We start from the raw sequence: 18,248 nt of genomic DNA on the forward strand, positions 1-18,248 counted from the left end.
GCAATTTTTTTATAAACAGTTAATCTTTTTTCAAAACGGTTAAACTTTGTTATAAACGATTAAACTTTATTTCAAATCCACATTTTTCAGATATTTTATAAAAAATTCTTAATAACATCCTTAACTCGCTTTAAACCGTTTATTTTCGCTTTTAACACATTTCTTGTTGTTTAGGTCTTATGTCATTCACTACTAAATAAACATTTGTTATAACGGAATCTGAGAAGTCGTTTTTTGATGAGAGTATGATTTTTATAATTAATTCCTAAAAATAACAAAAGAGCTGGATTTTCATCTCAGCTCATGTATTTATTGGTTCTGTATGTGTACATGTAGGATATTGAGAACAGCCAAAAAACTTATTTCCTGTTTTATTCGAATTTCGAACGACTAAATGATTTTTACATGTTGGGCATTTCCGTTCTTCAGGTTTTACTCCTTGATATACATCTTCAGCCGAATATTCGGGATTAATTTTATTAATCAATTTCTGAAGTTCTACACGATCTATTAGTTTTACATGGCATGCCTCCGCTAATTCCTTTGCTTGTCTTGTATATACACTGTTCGTTACAACCCATCCTTCATGTGCTTTGTAATAAGCTTGCGCTGCATATATCTCTTGTACGGCACTGATGCCGACTCTATTTTGGGTGTTTTTGCCCATCCCCTCGAAAAGGGGGAATAAGGGGTTCAGCCGAGATATATACGTTATCTTAACCAAGAAAATTAAAATATGAATTTAAAAGGGCCCTTACGTTGAATACATATACTCAACGTAAGGGCGAATTATTTTTGGTTTGAAATAAAGCTTGATTAAAAACAACTTAGGGATCTGTGTAGCCGATTTCCTTAACGTACAGAAAATTGGCTTGTTGGTTCGTTACTCGTTAAAAATGTTTGTAAAGCTTCTAGAGGTAATATCAACTTGCATTTTATTTGCTAGAATACCATTTAGCTAGCCACTCATTCCATTTATCTTTTTGAATAGTAATGGCAAATATAGTGTTTTTATCAGGCTTGTCAGTAAGACACACGGATGTATCATTAACAGATAAATATTGTCCGTGGTTATTTTTTAAAGAGAAGCTTTCAAATCCATAATTAACAAGTGTCCATACTTGTCCATAAGCGCGAAATCCTGTAACGCCCAGCTCACCACTTGCAGATGTAAGATAGGTTGCATTTGCTTCTATGTACACCTTGTTAGATCCTTTTTCAATTGGAATAATTGTAAATATGCTCCTATCTTCTGGGATCCAATTAGATGAAGCAGAAATATTCGTACTATCCTTCCATGTTCGCAAGACGTTATCCCTGTTTCTAATTTTCACAGAAATAGAAGAACATTCTTCATTTTTATGCTGTGTAACGACAGCAAGCTTATGTCTCTTTATCTCAGCAAGCTCATCAGAGGTATAACTAAAAATATCAGATTCTTTTACTGGATTCGAAGTTAATGTTGCCAGTTTTCGTTTCTCTTCTGGTAGTGCATGAAAAAGTTTCATTAGGTCAAAAGAAGCACTACCTGGTTTTATATTTGGAAACTCCTGTCTAATATACTTTAGAGCTAAAGGACCATTCATTTGACCACTATTGTCACTTTTTAAGTAATATGTTTGCCAATTCGTAAGCGCAATACCAGTATTCCCGTCATCTAATTGTTTTTGTGTAATATAATACATATCATGTTCATATGGATCTGAGGCATCAGGAGTTAAGTCCACTATGATACCAGCTTGCTTAATGAGAATTTGTTGACCATGTTTTATCGTTTTATATTCAACTTTCCCATCTTTATAGAAAATTTTAATTCTCTTAGAAAAGTTTTGGTTTTTATTATAATCATACACACTAATACCAAATTCTCCTTTGTTAAAAGTAGGAGATTTGTAAGCACGGTTTTCATTGTTAGCTGTATAATCATTTTTAGCACTTTCTTCTGATAAAAAAATAACAAAAGGCTCTTTTAGAAACGTATCATAGGTATCTCCAAATGTTGTAAGAATCGTTTCTCTTGTATCAACGTCTGCTTTCGCTTTATGTTTTGTAAATGGGTTCAAGCTGAATACAATCCCCATCGCTATTCCTACAGGGGGGATTTTTTTTATACATCTCTTTATCTTTTCCTTCATGGATGTGCTCCTTACTTTCTAATTTATACTGTTTCCAACATATTTAAATTAACATCGGTAAGTTTATCTTAATTTAAATAACTCTCAAAAGTCTTTCGTAAATGTTACAAAACCCTTTCATTGCTTCTCATACAAACACGTCAGGACTCTTGCAAGTAATTTCTTAAACTTGGAAATACCGATAGAAATAAAAGGATTGATACATAAGTAAACCACCGATATATCTTATTAAATTAAAAATTGAGACCCAAAAAACAAGAAAGGTTGGCATTTTGCCAGCCTTTCTTGTTTACTACTTCATTCATTTTACAAATAAAAATTTTGTTTTGGGGATACTTAAAAATCTTCGCTTAATGAGCATGGGGCCAAGCTGAAAAAAATATAGAATATCGAAAAAATCAAAATCTTATAATATATTAATGTAAGACTTTTGTAACATTTATGAAAGTAATTTGAAAGGTTTTTAAACTAAGATGAATTTATAAATATTGATTTTATATTTTAAATCAATATACGACAGTATTTATATGTTTGTTTTTTACAGTGTTACATGTAAGTAATCTAGGCTAAATCTTACTAAGAGAGGACAACAAAAATGAAGAAAAAATTTAAAACAATTGGAATTGGAAAGAAAGTAATTCCTACTGCAGCGGCATTAGGCATTCTTTTTTCTATGGCACCTATTGCAGAAAACAAGGCTAGCGCAGGTATAGCGACCGTACTCGATGTGGGGATTACTTCATTAGGTATAGTGAAAGACATTTATGAAGGACTTGGGATAGAGGTGGGGGATCCTGACTTAACAGGTTACACTGGTCCTTATGCTGAAAATATATCTTACAGAGCTCCTAGTTTTAAATCTGGAGAATTTAATCTTTCTATGCATCATACGAAAGATGATTCGAATTTTACTAGACCGGTTAAAGTGCTCTATCCAAATGGAAAAAGCGAAATTCACAAATTAAAATCAGGGCAACAGCTTAAGATTACAGAAGCGGGTACAATTGTAGATCTAAATCCTGATGCAGAATCTACTTCAGAACACAATCTTCTTTACATTACACAAGAGCAATTGAATGAAGGGAAAACCGGAGTTGCGCTTAACCAATCTATTATTATATATGTAGAAAAAACATCTGGTCAAAATAGCATTCTTGTTGACAACTTTTATAAGAAGAGATTTGGAGAAAATTCCCTTGATGGTTTTAAAGGTTTAGGGGTGGATCGTTTCTCTTATTTAACAGAAGAACAAAAGAAAGTTGCAACAATGACTTCTCATCCGGTATACAGAGAAGTTCTTTCGAATTATGTTACAAATAACCCTAAGGCTCTTGCAGATTTTAATGATCGCTCAACTGATATATTGGCGGACTCTACAAAAATCCTAGAGACACCTATTGCACTACCATTTAATGCACTAAATAACGGTAACCCTTTTCAAATTATCCCCTATAAAAAAGGGACGAATAAAGTAATCGTAAAAACAGGTTCAAAATATCTTTCAGGGAAAGAAGGAAATGCACTTCAATATTCTGATTCGATTGGTGATGATGAAGTGTTTGAACTTGTTCAGACTGGTAATTCTTCTGATAATAAATTCCAGTTCCATTTGAAAAACAAGAATGGAGTAAGTTTGGCTGGTAATTCTAACATTCAACAGTTTGGTACTGATTCGAGTTTCAACTCCGAAATTCATTTCACTGCAAAAAGCAACAATGAAATTCATAACTGGTTAAAAGAGTGGTATCCAGGTAAAAAAAATGAGAGACAGAAGTATGATGGAATACAGATAATATCTGATGAAAAGGATTCTACTAAATTGATTGCAAAAGATTCTTCTGGAACCGTAATAAAGAACAGTTGGGTGAACCGAAATGGCAATCAGTATTATGCAGGCTCTGATGGAATTCTCTTGACAGGTTGGCATGAAGTTGAGGGAAAGACATATTACTTTGAATTGAATACAGGATTAATCAATACAAATGGATACCAGATTGATGGGAAGTACTACAACTTCAATGACGATGGTTCTGTGCTACGATCAGCATGGAAGGAAGATCAAAATGGTCTACACTATTCTGATGCTTCTGGAGCAATTATTAAAGAAGGTTTGCGGGAAATTGATGGTAAAATTTATTATTTCCAAAATTACAATGCAACTAAAAATGAAATACGTATAGAAGATGAAAAAAGAATTCTTCACTTTTCTGACAAAGGTGTACTTGAGAGAGCTTCTAAGTTCAATGGAGAAGCGCTAGATAATAATTGGGAGACTGTTAATTTCAATGACAAAGTGTTAGTATTTGGAAAAGACGGTTCTATTAGAAAAAATGGGGTCTCTAAAATTTCTTTACCTGGATGGGATGGAAAAGAGCAGCCTGCACTGGTATATTACAGCTTAGAAGAAGGAGCTACTTATTCTGGTTGGAAAATGATTGATGGAAAGAAATATCATTTCAAAGACGGCGCGCACTATACTTTCGATGGTCATGAAACCATTGACGGAAAAAGATATTATTTTAATCATGACGGAGAAGCTAAGCTGACAGGATTTGATAAAGTTGATGGTAAGATATACCATTATGACGATAAAGGCGAAATGCAAACGGGCTGGCAAGAAATCGATGGTAAAAGCTATTACTTCGATGAATCTGGAGCAGCTAAGATAGGATGGTTCCAAGTTGGTGGTGGCTACCATTTCCCTAATTACGGATACTTTACGTATTATGCTAAACAGGATGGTTCAATTTATACAGATACCAAGGTTGAAATTGACGGAAAAACCTATACATTTGACAGTCATGGACACAAAGGTTATTAATCATCCAAAAAAAATCTATTTTTTATAAATATGAATCGCTAAATGAGATCGCCACGAACTCCAGATGCTTTCAGCATCTGGAGGATTTTTATTAACTTGATGGCTATGTGGGGTAGTGACAGTAGACCGCAAAGTAGTGATCTTACTTGTAAAAGAGAAATGGGAAAAGTAAAGTATATTTATCAACAACAAGAAAAAAGACTTTTGTAGATAGCTTGTTTGTTTTCTTCTATCCTTACAGAACTGTCATCTTTGTGTAAGGTTATTAGATAGTTTGTTTAATGTTAAAACGTAATAATTAACTTATAAAAATTGATAATGATTTTTTAGAAATTATAGACGAGTGTTGTTCACGATTATAATAACAACTAAAAAATGATTGAGAAAAATTCAACATATACATAATAAGTGGAGGTAAATATAGTGGCTTTAAAAGTATTACTTATCGTTATTGGTGTAACATTAATTTTATCGGGTGTATATAAAATGAAGAAGTATGATGCATTCGTAGGAAAAACTCAAACCAGAAAAAATCTTTTCAACTTGCTAATTAATGGACAGAGTTCTGGAATAGGACAATTATTAAGTGGGATTGTGTGTATCGTTTTAGCAATCGTAGCCTTTATAATTAAATAATTTGCAAATAAGGGAGCTAAGATATAGAATCTAGCTCCTTTTATTATGATAAAGTCTTTAGGCAAAAACAAAGATTTTTTCTAAAAATGTACATAGTCTATAGAAGTATAGATGGCACTCGTTATGAATAATTTTCTTAATAACCATTTCGTTTCAATGTGCGATAGATAGTGGTTCTGTCAACGTTTAAAAAATCAGCAATTTCCTGTTTCGTTTTCCCTTGATTAAGTAACTCAAGTATCAAATCAGTTTTAGACTTATTGATTTTAGGAGTTCTCCCCAGTTTCCCGCCATTTTCTACATACTTGATACGTCCAGCCTGTGTTCGCTCCAGTATATAGCTTCGTTCAATATCAGCAAATAAAGATAAGATTGTAACCATTACTTTAGTAGTCATGTCATCTTTTTTCCGAGTATCAATGTTATCATTAATAGCAATGACCCCAACATCGTTTTTGATAAGTTTTTCATGAGTACGGATCATATCAGAAAGATTTCTTCCTAAACGATCTAATTTATAGACAATAAGTGTGGCCCCTGGATTTAGTCGCTGCATAAGAACTTGGAATTGTTCTCTCTCCATATTTTTTCCACTTTGCTTTTCTTCAAAAATACATTCTTCTAACAACTCAATTTTGTTAGTTTCACAATATGTAAGAATTTCTTTTTTCTGAAATGTATAATCTTGTTGTGGAGTAGATACTCGAATATATGCGTAGTTCATTTTTTGCTCTCCTAACGTTGCATAAGTCTGTTTTTCTATTTTGCTACAAATATCGTATCATTTCGGGGGATTAATTTGCAACATAATATATGCAACGTCGTGACGCTATAAAAATCAAGCCCAAGGGAAGTGTTGCATATATGTTGATTTTTGCAACGCTTAGCATAGGTTTAAATTATTAAGTATAGGTAACTTATTTAACTAACTTTACGCTTAGCGTAGAAAAGCTAGGGTTTTACCTTCTAAAAAATGTCTTACCGTATAATATCCGCGTTTTGTCGGCAAGACGCCTATTATAAATATAATCTATAAGGAGATGTAAAAACAAATAAATATGAATATTCAAAAACGATTAACTATTTTAACAACAGATGAAATAAATCAACTTTATAGTAGGCCCCTTTTTACAACTAAAGAGCGTGTGCAATATTTTTCCCTTTCTCAAATGGAAAATGAATTATTATATACATTACGCTCAATAAAATCTAAGATTTATTTTATTCTTCAACTTGGATACTTTAAATCAAAACACTTATTTTTTCGATTTAACTTATGCGAAGTGGAAGAAGATATTCAATATATTCTCAAAGTCCATTTTAATGGTGCTGAATTCTCGGATTTTGGATCCATTGATAAAAAAACTAGACTTAATCAACAACAACTTATTCTTAAGCGATTTAATTATCGTCTTTGTGACTCACAGTCTCGACTAGATTTAAAGGAACAAGCCCGTAGGGCTGCGACTGTAAGTGGTAAACCTATTTTTATTTTTCGTGAGCTAATAAACTACTTAACTAACAAACGTATTATTATTCCTGGTTATAGCTTTATGCAAGAGGTTGTAGGCAATGCTATTACATATGAACAAGAACGCCTCATAATGATTATACAAAATCAACTATCTGAAACCGATAAACAGCATTTAAAAGAATTATTATATAATTCTTCTGGATTATATGAGATTACTCGGATAAAACATGAACCTAAAGATTTTAGTATGAATGAAATTAAACGTGAAATTGAATGTGGGAAAGACATTCATTCTCTCTTTCAACTGGCCAATACAATTTTGCCTAAACTAAAAATCTCTAATGAAAGTATTAAATACTACGCTTCTTTAGTAGAATATTATTCCGTATATAAATTAAAACGGTTTGATGAATCCCTTATTTATATTTATTTACTTTGCTTTATTTGTCATCGCTATCAAAGAATGAATGATAATTTGATTAATAGTTTTATTTATAAAATGAGAAAATACAACGATGATATACTATCCTTTGCTAAAGATGAGGTATATACCTACTACACAGAAAATCAGGGGAATTTCAAGAAAGTAGGCGAAGTTTTACAAGTTATAGTAGATGAAAACATTTCTGATAATACCGCATTTAAAGACATTCAAGAACGTGTATTTTCTATCCTAGACCGTCCAAAATTAACTGAACTAGCAAATCAAATCCTGGATAATACGAAAATAGATGAAAAAGCGTTCCGTTGGGAACGTATTGATACATTAGCTTTACAGTTTAAACGACAAATCCGTCCTATTTTTATGATGGTTGATTTTGTTACAACTGGTACGGATGACTCTCTTATGGATGCAATAACTTTCCTAAAAGAGGTTTTTACGAAAGGAAAAACCTTAACCAAATATGATATCGAAGATATTCCTCAAGTCTTTATAACAAATAGCAATAAACGTTATCTTTACACTAAAGATGAGTCTCATTCAAAACGTTTACTAATAGATCGATATGAATTTTTAATTTATTATTCCTTATGGCATCATTTGCAATCAGGAGATATTTTTTGTAGAGATAGTATACAGTATAGAAGCTTCGAAGATGATTTAATCGATGAAGATAAGTGGGAACAAAAAGAGACTCTCATTAAAGATTTACATTTAACTACGCTACAGCAACCTATAGAACAACATTTAAAAGAACTTGAAAACAGATTGGAAACTCGTATTACCGAAATCAATAAAAAGATTATTTCAGGAAAAAACAAATATATTCAAGTGAAAAAGCATGAAAATCATAACTCTTGGACACTTCCATATACTCGAGTTTCAGATCCTGTTAATCATTCGTTTTTCGATGTATTACCACAAATTGATATAAGAAGTATTCTGTATTTTGTAAATCAGCAATGCAATTTCCTTGATAACTTTGAACATATCCTGGGACGGTATGCAAAACAAAATACAAATTATAATATTCTCATTCCATGTTTAATAGCCTGGGGAACAAATATGGGATTATATAGAATGGGAGAAGTTTCTGATATAGATTTTTCAAAATTAGCAACTACATCAGCTAATTTTATTCGATTAGAAACGTTAAAAGATGCAAATGACTGCATTAGTAATGCAACAAGTCAACTTCCTATTGTTCAATATTATAATATTGATGATTTCATCCATTCGAGTAGCGACGGTCAAAGATTCGAAACACAGATTCATACGCTACAGTCCCGTCATTCCTCTAAATATTTTGGAATGAATAAGGGAATTACCTCTTATACAATGGTGGCCAACCATATTCCGATTCAAGCAAGAATTATTGGTGCTAATGAGCATGAAAGCCACTATGTATTCGATATTTTATATAATAATACAACTGATATTAAACCTAATATTCATTCTACAGATACACACGGAACAAATGAGGTGAATTTTGCTATTTTAGATTTATTTGGTTATCAGTTTGCACCAAGATATAAGGATATCCATGCAACAATATCCCGAAACTTATACGGTTTTCAGCATCCAAACCAATATGAAGAATTACTTATCAAACCTTTACGGAAAATCAATAAAGAGCTGATTATTAAGGAAGGGGACAATATTAAACGGATTATGTTATCTCTTGCTTTAAAAACGACTACTCAAAATATTATTGTTCGAAAGTTAAGTTCCTATGCACGAAAAAATCAAACCAAATGTGCATTATGGGAGTATGATAATATCATCAAAAGCCTATATTTTTTAGAATATATTGATTCACTATCATTACGTCAAAATGTTCAAAAGGCGCTAAACCGTGGGGAAAGTTATCATAAATTACGTCGGTCTGTATCTTATGCAAACTTTGGGAAACTTCGTTTCAAGACTGAACAAGATCAGCATATCTGGAATGAATGTAGTAGGCTACTCACCAATTGTATTATTTATTACAATGCGAGTATATTATCGAATTTATTAACGAAATCCCAGGATAAAGGTATCGAGATGAACATACTAAAGTATATTTCACCGGTTGCATGGCAACATATCAATTTTTATGGTCGGTATGAATTTAGTAAATCCCCAACTGTAGTAAATTTGGATGCAATCATTAAGAACATCAAGAAAGCTGATATTCTAACCAGGTTAGCACGAGAAGATTCATTTGAAGAAGAATAGAGTGTACTTTGCCCTTATTCCCCCTTTTCGGGGGGATGGGCAAAAACACCCTATTTAAAAACTAAAAAACGCCTAAAAAGGCATTTTTTTGTGATTAACATAATCAGTGTTATCTGTAGCGAAGACAAGGCGGAATTCTACTCTCACAAGGAATCCGCCTTTTTCTTTTTCTATGACTCAATGCATTTTTTTATACATTCCTATCCTGGCGGTATCCCTTTAATAATCGGTACCTGCTATATAATCATTAGGTTAAACTTTTATAATGCTTTCAGAATAAAAACGTGATGTCTTTTATGGCAACCAAGTTTATTTTTATCGTTGTGGGGGGACATTAAAACCTTAAGTTGATGGGAATGTGGTGCTCCCCCATGTATAGAGATAAGAATTGAATGTGGACTAGTATTTTGTTTTATATATTTTTTATTAATAAATACGGTACGTGAAATTATTATAAGTTCTAATTAAAAGCCCCCATAGAACATAAATCTATGAGAGCTGCCTAAGGGTATTTTACATTCGACTTGATTCTATTGTAGCAAGCTTTCACCAAATAGCAAAAACATAACGATCCAAAACCAAATAATCAAACGAAATGCACTCTTGAATCCTCCCCAGAGAGAAAATGTTTCCTCTTGCATTATTATCCCCCTTTCCTACTTGTCTTTTGGTTCTCCAAACCATTCATACATTGCCTGTCGGCTTATAATCCATTCCTTACGCTTCCCTTCAGGATGCAAAAAATATTTCACTAAACCTTCTTGTAACATGCGCTCTAAATCATTTATTTGCTTCTTGTTCATTAGAGAGGGGCTATATTTATTCTTAATTGTCTCACGAGGAATCCCCCAATAAAAAGCTGCTTCAGATGGTGTCATGTATTTATCAATTTCTTTCATGGGAATTCTCCTTTGTTTGTGCTTTTCCTTTTATGTTACAATAAATAAAGAAGGAAATGGACTAGATTTCCTTCTACTTCAGTCACTCATTAACTAAGCCCTTTGTTTGCTGTTAAGCAAATGAAGGGTTTTTATTTTGCTTGCTTAAATTTACTATCTATGACAGCCAAACGGATCAACTTCAGCTTAATATCCTTACTAAGAGAAAGCCATTCAGATGTACCTATTTTCATATCCTTTTCCTCCCCATTCCCTTTTTATACTTCAAGAAAATTAACCCCTTAAAACATTTGTATTTTACACTAATTTAACAACTAGGGAATCCTCATCATATTCGTGAATGTGTAAATCATAGCGCATATCTGTTGCATCCAGTACTTTACAAAACCTCTGATAGTAAGCCGGATTACTTACTTCCATGCCAATTTCTCCATTCCTGAACAGATACTCTAAATCATCAATGATTTCTTTTACTGTATTCTCCAATATTTTCACTCCTTACCTTTATAAAATAACCCTATAAGGTTATTTTATAACAAAACACCCAACCTTACAAGGTTATATGTTTGTTTTTCAGATATTTTATAAAAAATTCTTATTAACATCCTTAACTCACTTTAAACCGCTTATTTTCACTTACAACAAATCCTTTGTTATTTAGGTCTTATGTCATTCACTTTCAAATAAACATTGGTTATATCGAAATCTGAGAAGCCGTTTTTTGATGAGAGTATGATTTTTTAAATTTAATTCCTAAAAATAACAAAAGAGCTGGATTTTCTGATCAGTTACAATAAAGATGTTTAATTCTGCCCTTATAATCACACAAAACACCGTCCAGTTAACCTAGACGGTGTTTTTAATAGTTGTTTAATATCTCTGTATTGTGAATTACATTACTTAAATTGAATAACAATAAAGTCGTTTAAAATCTAAGTCTTATTCAACAACCGCGCCTGATTCTTGACTAACTCAAGATTAGCTATAAATTCATTCATTTAAAAATCTATAGGACTTTGATATTTAATAATCTTGTTTTAGAGACCATACCAGCACTTTCTAACGTTTGTTTCGAGGGAGTGTTATAATACCAACAACCGCAAATCGGATTTAGATTATTGTCATAACACCATTCCTTTAAATGATGAATTATTGTTCTGCCTATTCCTATTTTTCTGTATTGTTCATTTGTAAACATGCCCATATTTCCATATCTATCAAGTAACTTACTTTTTTCGATAATCCCTATTCCAAGCAGAATACTTCCTTTGGTGTAGGTGAATATTTCCCTATTTTCAATACGTTCCTCCACTTTATCAAGGAAGTCCTGGCAAACCTCAGTTATTTTTGTAGCATCGCTAGGCACCGCAGCTCTGAATTCCCCATCTTTAAATAATTTTTCCTTTGGAACTTCCACTTTGTTATCTTGGAAAAAGTAAGCTTGTTTTTCGATCTTATAATCATGATCTAATACCAAACTTAAAAAAAGTTCGTCGCATGTTGGAACCAGTATTGACCGAATTGAATGATCCTTAAGAACATTTTCAAAAACCTCTTGGGATTTTTTGTAGTATGATAAATCTAAATAAAATTGAGTTAGGGACTGGTTACTCTGTATGGCATAATAACCTGCAACTTCGGAGTTGTAACGGATTGTATAAAATACGGAATTGAGAATGTGCTCCTCTAAAACGGAATCAATAGGAGAGCTTAATGTGCTAACATATCTTTGGATTAAATCCCCAATATCACTTTGTTTACATTCTTTAAAATAAAAACTCATGTTTGGACACCTCGTATGTTTGTTGATCTCATTAGTACTCATGCAATATATCTTATTACTCATAAAATAAAGAGAATCTATCCAATAAATCATATAAAAGTATTAGTGTGAAATTCTATTTTAGTTTCGTGAAATCCTTCTCTAACCTCCAAGTTAGTTGTACAATCTTACTTTACAATCTGGCCCTTTTGTTCAATAGTATGACTGGCGTTTTTTAAACAACTTTATTATTCTTTAAACGACTTTATTGTAAATTAAACAACTTTATTGTTACTTAACATTTTTATCACAGCTCATGTATTGATTGGCTCTGTATGTGTACATGTAGGATATTGAGAACATCCAAAAAACTTATTTCCCGTTTTATTTGAATCTCTAACGACTAAATGATTTTTACATGCTGGGCATTTCCTTTCCGCAGGTTTTACCCCTTGATACACATCTTCAGCCGATTATTCGGGATTAATTTTATTAATCAATTTCTGAAGTTCTACACGATCTATTAGTTTTACATGGCATGCCTCCGCTAATTCTTTCGCCTGCCTTGTATATACACTGTTCGTCATTTGAAAGGTCGTTTTTTAATTAAACCTCAATTTTTTCATGTATTCTTTAAATAATGGGATCTGTTAAAGTAAAATGTTGATATTTAATCATTGAAAAAGGACTGTGAAATTTAGACAGCCCTTTTGAATTCTTATAGAACTAAAGCATGCGTTAGTTCTATAAGAATATGTGATAAAATGAGAAAAAGCATTTAGAATAAGGGGAATAAAAATGAGCGTATCAACAGAAAACAAACAAATTGCTCAGTTAGCACTAAAAGCATTTGGAGGTAAGCCTAAAGTTACTAAATATTGGGATGATAATAAAAAAAGTTCAATAGATATTCTTTTATCCAATGATAATCAATTTGACGATGATGTATTTTCGTTCTCTACACTTGGTCTTTCAGATTATTCTATTGGATATGAAAGCAACGAATTACCAATAAGGATGGAATTAGTAGGAGCAAGTGATTTTGAATGTTTTCCAAATGTACTGAGTACGTGTGCATTTTACATAATTAATTCTAATTATAAATGTTTCCCAGGAGCTATATTCAAGAATGTAGTTAGTATGTATTTGCCTAATAGTTCTATGAAGCATATTTTATTTGCAAATCCTTATTTATGGGAAAATAAATTTGAAACAGTAAGTTTCGAGAAAAAACAAGTTTCTTGGTTAATGACCGTCCCTATTTCAGAAGGAGAAAAAAAATATGCAGAAAAATATGGAGCAGATGCTTTAGAAGATTTATTCGAAGAGAAACAAATCAATGTATTTGATCTAGAACGTATTTCTTTAATATAAAAGACTGTTATTTTAAACAGTCTTTTTTTATGTCCAAATATCAACATTTTAGTTTAACAGAGCCAAATAATAAGAAATAGAGCTGGATTTTCATCACAGCTCATTTACTGATTGGTTCTGTATGTGTACATGTAGGATATTGAGAACAGCCAAAAAACTTATTTCCTGTTTTATTTGAATTACGAACCACTAAATCATGTTTACATGTTGGGCATTTCCGTTCTACAGGTTTTACCCCTTGATACACATCTTCAGCCGAATATTCGGGATTAATTTTATTAATCAATTTCTGAAGTTCTACACGATCTATTAGTTTTATATGGCATGCTTCCGCTAATTCTTTCGCTTGCCTTGTATACACACTGTTCGTTACAACCCAGCCCTCATGTGCTTTGTAATAAGCTTGCGCTGCATATATCTCTTGTACGGCACTGATGCCCACTCTATTTTTCATCCCGTATCGTTTCGCCTGGATTACTATACGATTTTTCCCCTTTAATACAAGATCTGCACCGAAATCATTTGACTGCTTTGTGACCATTGGGGAATAACCGAGCTCTCGAAAGAGAGCCTTCAGGTACAATTCGAATTGATGTCCGTCCATTTTGTCTATATAGCGAATACCAGACCTTGCCATTCGCTTCAGCACTCTTTGCTCCTGGATCTTCCGGTACACAAATTTACAAATATGAAAAAGAACATAAAGGATAAAACTATAAATCAAAATCTGTAGTATGTTTGGCATAGATGGTAGATTAGACACTTCTTTCCACCTCTTTGATTTGTTTTATTTTCTTTGGTTGAGGTGTTTCTTTTGGCTGTTGTTCACTCACTTGTTTCTTCCGGACATCGTTCCAATCTTTTTCATTCGTTGGAATATCCTCTTTAAGATCTACAAAGCATTTCATCGTCTGAATGAAGTCTTTACCAGCCTTATCGTTATCAACTGCCATAATGACTTCTTTAATATCGTGCCCTTCTTTTTTCGCATCCATTAAAGATTGAATCACTGTTTTCGACTTCAATCCATGCATAGAAACCAGGCGAGCGTTTTGTATTTTATTTTGCTTGATACTCCAATGAGATAACATGTCGATTGGATCTTCATAAAAAATCATCTTATCCGGCTTACCTACATCAACCGTAAAACCTGCATGGATTTTTTCATAATTCGGGACAATTTGTTTAAAGCTTCCTCTTTTATTTTCCATTTTGACAGTACCTTGACGGTTCATTCCAATTACTTGCCCTTTGCCACCTTCTTCTCTCCATTTAAACACGACATTGTTTTTCTTATCCTGGGCGATAAGATCCTTTTTAATCAACCAGTTCACCAAGCGAGGATCTATTTTCCGTTCATCAATTAGATATTCTTTAATCTCTGTTTGCTTATTTACTTCTAAGTGTTTGGGATAACTAAAAGGCTGCTGCTCTTTTTTGCGTTCCTCTTCAGCTTTTGAACGATCAAACTCTTTGTAGTCCCCCTTCTGAATGTCCATCACGGCTTGAGGGAATGTCATGTCATAGTACATCATGGCAAAGCTAATCGCTCCATATCCTTTTTCCCCTCGACTATTCCAGGCGTATTGATTCCCTTTAATGATGAGACTGTCATGTTCCGTATGACGATAATAGTTTCCTTCTTTCTTAAACGTTTCTCCTTTTGCTTCCAGATATGAAATCAAGTCAACTTTTCTTGCTTTCATCGCATCCTCCGTACTGACATGTGCCATTACGGAATCCCCCCTTTACTCTATAAAATGAAATAAAAAAGAGGACTATTCCGTTTCCGAGTCCTCTTTTGCTACTTATAGTTGATACATTTCATTTTTATTTGCCGAATAAGAATTTTAATCGCTTCTCCTGTACGCTGTATGATAAACGAGCATCAAATTTCTTCCCGTTTTTGTTTGAGATAAACCCTTTGATTTGATCCGTCACATTCTTTTCTAATAGCTTTTTCACATGGTTACTACTTAGATTTTTACCAGAGAATGTACCAAAAATGATGAAGTCACAGCCCTTTTTGTATCGCTCACATAAGTAATTACTTTTTCCTACAAGAACTCTATTTTTGCATAGTGGGCATTTGCCAATTGTACGATCTTCAGTTGTTGGAAAACGGAATTTCAGACTTCCGTCCGCTTCCATATAGATAGCTGCCGTAAATTCTCCCTTTTCCCCTTCAAAGCCATTTATAAAATCTGTTGTTTTATACTGAATAAGCTTTTTCATTTGATTACTAGGGATTGCTTTCCCTTTCATCTTTGCTGGTAACATAAAATCACATCCGTTTTTATGCTCCGTGCATCCATAAAACGTTTTACGATGAAGGATCTCACCTTTTTTACATTTTGGGCATTTACCAAATGACAGCTCCTCTTGTGTTGGGAACTGAAATTTCACTTTCCCTTCATGTAACACTAGATAAGCGGAAAACTCCTTCTCATTGGACTTAAATCCTTTTAAAAGATCCGTTTTCTTATCCTCAAACAGCTTTTTCGCTTGCGCTTCCGGAATCGCTTTTTCTTTAATTTTTTTCGGTAAGGAGATTTCACATTCCGGATAATTACTGCACCCGTAAAAGTTGCCTTTATGAAGGATCTTTCCTTTTTTACAAGGGCATTTGCACACCTCAATTTGTTGATTCCAAGTATTAATAATGCTATCCGACACCTTATCATCCATTGCGCCTAGTTGTTCCACCGTATCCTTTACAAACGTATTTGTTTTCTCTACAAATTCCTCATATTTCATTTCGTTCTTTTCGATCATGTAGATCATCCCTTCCATTTCAGCCGTATAAGCTGGATTTTTGATTTCATCTACCGGAAAAGCATCTATAAACGCACGACCAATATGAGTGGTTCGAATCTGACTGTTGGTAACATCAATATAGCTTCGCTCTAACAGTTTTGGAATAAACGTTTCTTCCGTTGCGACTGTCCCAATCCGTTTTCCTTTCATAAGTTCTTTCAAATGTTCATCATCTAATTTACGCCCTGCCGTCTCCATAAAGGTTAAAATGGAGCTTTCCGTATGAAAGGCTGGTTTCTTTGTTCGAGACTCAATCAAGTCATACTGAACGATTCTGAAAGAATCTCCTTCTCGTAAAATAGGTATCTGAAATGCTTCAACTGATCCCTCTTCTATATCCTCTTGAAACACACTTAGAAACCCTTTCTCTTGTAGGATCTTTTCTTTTGTACTGTATGTGTTGCCCTCTTGATCTATAAAATGTACTTCTCTTACCAGGTAGATTGCTGGTTTCATAAAATTCCCGATAAATCGTTTTACAATTAATTCATATAACTGTTTTTCTAATGGATTTCGGTTGGTCCCGACATATAATTTTGTTGTTGGGATGATGGCAAAGTGACTACTGACTAATTCATCATTAAATGTAGTGTGTTTTTTTATAATAGAAGATGGGATTACTTGTTGTACGAGATTTGCATAGGAGCTTTTTTCTAATGCTGCCATTACTTCTTTCACTCGTTCCACTTGCTCTGTAGGTAAATGCCTGGATGAAGAACGAGGATAAGTAATAAAGCCTTCTTCATACAAACTCTGAATATATTTTTTTGCTGTTTCTGCATTTATCTTCATCTTAGCGTGGGCATCCTTGTAGATATCCGTTAAGTTATATAATAATTTTGGTTTCTTTTTTCTCGTACTTTCTTTAAATTCCGTTACGATTACATTCGTTTCTTTCAAGCTATCTCCAAGCTTTTGTAGTGGCGATGGATCTATCAGTTGCTCTTCTGTTTTCATCACCGGTGATAAACCATTTTCGGTTAGTAGCTTCAAATTGTAGTAGGTTTGTTCTTTATAGTTTTGAATTGCAATTTCCCTTTGACGGATTTCATTCAAGATACACATTTGAACACGACCAGAAGCCAATAAGAATTGGTTTCTTGCTAGTTTTGATGTACAACCCCTTGTAACATTAATCCCTAAAATATAGTCCAGGTATTGCCTTGCTTTAGCGGATTGTGCAAGCCCATCATAATCTGCTCCTGGTTCTAATCGGTTCAAGGCTCCCTCTAGTTCTGCGGCTTCATAAGAAGAGATAAACAGGCGTGATTCTTGCTTGTTCACACCTGCATATTCATATAATTCACGATAGATAAGCTCACCCTCTCTATCTGCATCACAGGAGTTGACCACATGATCCACATCGGGGCGATTTAACAGCTTAACCAATATTTGAATTTGTTCGAGACTATCCGATTTCTCTTTATATTCCGGCTCTAAAATAATTGGCAAGTGATCAAATTTGAATTCTTTGTATCGCTCATCCATTTCTTCCGGATGTTTTAACTCTAATAAGTGCCCCCGGCACCAACTAATAATGTAATTTTCATTTTCATAGTAGCCATAATATGGTTTGCTTCCTGGATGTTTTTGTGAGTTTCTAAATCTAGGTGATTTTAATAATTCAACAGCTACCTTCGGCTTTTCTGCAATGAACAATGTTTTTCCCAT

At 33.3% G+C, this 18,248-nt stretch carries 12 protein-coding genes and 2 pseudogenes; 4 read left to right on the forward strand and 10 right to left on the reverse strand.

Annotated elements, in window-relative coordinates:
- Positions 1-301: 301 nt before the first annotated feature.
- Positions 302-652, reverse strand: a pseudogene (locus MHI07_RS28310) (restriction endonuclease); the annotation flags it as partial.
- Between the two features lie 283 nt (positions 653-935).
- Positions 936-2,135: a hypothetical protein gene (locus MHI07_RS28315; RefSeq protein ID WP_340827207.1), complete on the reverse strand. Its 1,200-nt coding sequence runs from the start codon at positions 2,133-2,135 to the stop codon at positions 936-938.
- 595 nt (positions 2,136-2,730) lie between these two features.
- Between MHI07_RS28315 and MHI07_RS28320 the strand changes: the two genes are divergently transcribed.
- Entirely contained in the window at positions 2,731-4,956 is a 2,226-nt protein-coding gene (locus MHI07_RS28320) for an N-acetylmuramoyl-L-alanine amidase family protein (RefSeq protein ID WP_340827208.1), read from the forward strand.
- Between the two features lie 423 nt (positions 4,957-5,379).
- On the forward strand, positions 5,380-5,592 hold the full coding sequence (locus MHI07_RS28325; RefSeq protein ID WP_098157076.1) for a hypothetical protein: 213 nt from the start codon (positions 5,380-5,382) through the stop codon (positions 5,590-5,592).
- 136 nt (positions 5,593-5,728) lie between these two features.
- On the opposite strand, the gene MHI07_RS28330 is transcribed toward MHI07_RS28325, so the two are convergent.
- On the reverse strand, positions 5,729-6,316 hold the full coding sequence (locus MHI07_RS28330) for a recombinase family protein (protein ID WP_340827209.1): 588 nt from the start codon (positions 6,314-6,316) through the stop codon (positions 5,729-5,731).
- Positions 6,317-6,650: 334 nt separating this feature from the next.
- Between MHI07_RS28330 and MHI07_RS28335 the strand changes: the two genes are divergently transcribed.
- Entirely contained in the window at positions 6,651-9,725 is a 3,075-nt protein-coding gene (locus MHI07_RS28335; protein WP_340827210.1) for a Tn3 family transposase, read from the forward strand.
- Positions 9,726-10,381: 656 nt separating this feature from the next.
- On the opposite strand, the gene MHI07_RS28340 is transcribed toward MHI07_RS28335, so the two are convergent.
- The 4 genes and pseudogenes from MHI07_RS28340 to MHI07_RS28355 form a co-directional block, all read right to left on the reverse strand.
- Positions 10,382-10,624 carry a hypothetical protein gene (locus MHI07_RS28340; RefSeq protein ID WP_107888063.1) on the reverse strand — a complete coding sequence of 81 codons (243 nt, stop codon included), beginning with the start codon at positions 10,622-10,624 and terminating at the stop codon, positions 10,382-10,384.
- 297 nt (positions 10,625-10,921) lie between these two features.
- Positions 10,922-11,110 (reverse strand): hypothetical protein, encoded by a 189-nt coding sequence (locus MHI07_RS28345; protein ID WP_088010307.1) that lies wholly within the window; start codon positions 11,108-11,110, stop codon positions 10,922-10,924.
- A gap of 520 nt (positions 11,111-11,630) precedes the next feature.
- The gene (locus tag MHI07_RS28350; RefSeq protein WP_340827211.1) at positions 11,631-12,407 is read right to left on the reverse strand and encodes a GNAT family N-acetyltransferase; all 777 of its coding nucleotides are present in this window, start codon (positions 12,405-12,407) and stop codon (positions 11,631-11,633) included.
- Between the two features lie 293 nt (positions 12,408-12,700).
- Positions 12,701-12,973, reverse strand: a pseudogene (locus tag MHI07_RS28355) (topoisomerase DNA-binding C4 zinc finger domain-containing protein); the annotation flags it as partial.
- Between the two features lie 211 nt (positions 12,974-13,184).
- Here MHI07_RS28355 and MHI07_RS28360 point away from each other — a divergent pair.
- The gene (locus MHI07_RS28360; protein ID WP_340827212.1) at positions 13,185-13,760 is read left to right on the forward strand and encodes a suppressor of fused domain protein; all 576 of its coding nucleotides are present in this window, start codon (positions 13,185-13,187) and stop codon (positions 13,758-13,760) included.
- 100 nt (positions 13,761-13,860) lie between these two features.
- On the opposite strand, the gene MHI07_RS28365 is transcribed toward MHI07_RS28360, so the two are convergent.
- From MHI07_RS28365 to MHI07_RS28375, 3 genes are all read right to left on the reverse strand, one after another.
- A complete protein-coding gene (locus MHI07_RS28365; protein WP_340827213.1) occupies positions 13,861-14,523 on the reverse strand; it encodes a restriction endonuclease in 663 nt (220 codons plus the stop codon).
- Positions 14,516-15,493, reverse strand: a complete 978-nt coding sequence (locus MHI07_RS28370; RefSeq protein WP_340827214.1) for a DUF3991 and TOPRIM domain-containing protein — start codon at positions 15,491-15,493, stop codon at positions 14,516-14,518. The genes MHI07_RS28365 and MHI07_RS28370 overlap by 8 nt, the downstream gene beginning before the upstream one ends.
- A gap of 97 nt (positions 15,494-15,590) precedes the next feature.
- Complete coding sequence (locus MHI07_RS28375) at positions 15,591-18,248, reverse strand: type IA DNA topoisomerase (RefSeq protein WP_340827215.1); 2,658 nt, start codon at positions 18,246-18,248, stop codon at positions 15,591-15,593.

The organism is Bacillus sp. FSL H8-0545 (assembly GCF_038006105.1).
Classification (GTDB): Bacteria; Bacillota; Bacilli; order Bacillales; family Bacillaceae_G; genus Bacillus_A; species Bacillus_A cereus_U.

What these genes read in the sequence shown, in the direction of transcription:
- MHI07_RS28315 (WP_340827207.1), bottom strand. Translation starts at nt 2,135, where the DNA reads ATGAAGGAAAAGATAAAGAGATGTATAAAAAAAATCCCCCCTGTAGGA.
- MHI07_RS28320 (WP_340827208.1), top strand. Translation starts at nt 2,731, where the DNA reads ATGAAGAAAAAATTTAAAACAATTGGAATTGGAAAGAAAGTAATTCCT.
- MHI07_RS28330 (WP_340827209.1), bottom strand. Translation starts at nt 6,316, where the DNA reads ATGAACTACGCATATATTCGAGTATCTACTCCACAACAAGATTATACA.
- MHI07_RS28335 (WP_340827210.1), top strand. Translation starts at nt 6,651, where the DNA reads ATGAATATTCAAAAACGATTAACTATTTTAACAACAGATGAAATAAAT.
- MHI07_RS28340 (WP_107888063.1), bottom strand. Translation starts at nt 10,624, where the DNA reads ATGAAAGAAATTGATAAATACATGACACCATCTGAAGCAGCTTTTTAT.
- MHI07_RS28350 (WP_340827211.1), bottom strand. Translation starts at nt 12,407, where the DNA reads ATGAGTTTTTATTTTAAAGAATGTAAACAAAGTGATATTGGGGATTTA.
- MHI07_RS28360 (WP_340827212.1), top strand. Translation starts at nt 13,185, where the DNA reads ATGAGCGTATCAACAGAAAACAAACAAATTGCTCAGTTAGCACTAAAA.
- MHI07_RS28370 (WP_340827214.1), bottom strand. Translation starts at nt 15,493, where the DNA reads ATGGCACATGTCAGTACGGAGGATGCGATGAAAGCAAGAAAAGTTGAC.
- MHI07_RS28375 (WP_340827215.1), bottom strand. Translation starts at nt 18,248, where the DNA reads ATGGGAAAAACATTGTTCATTGCAGAAAAGCCGAAGGTAGCTGTTGAA.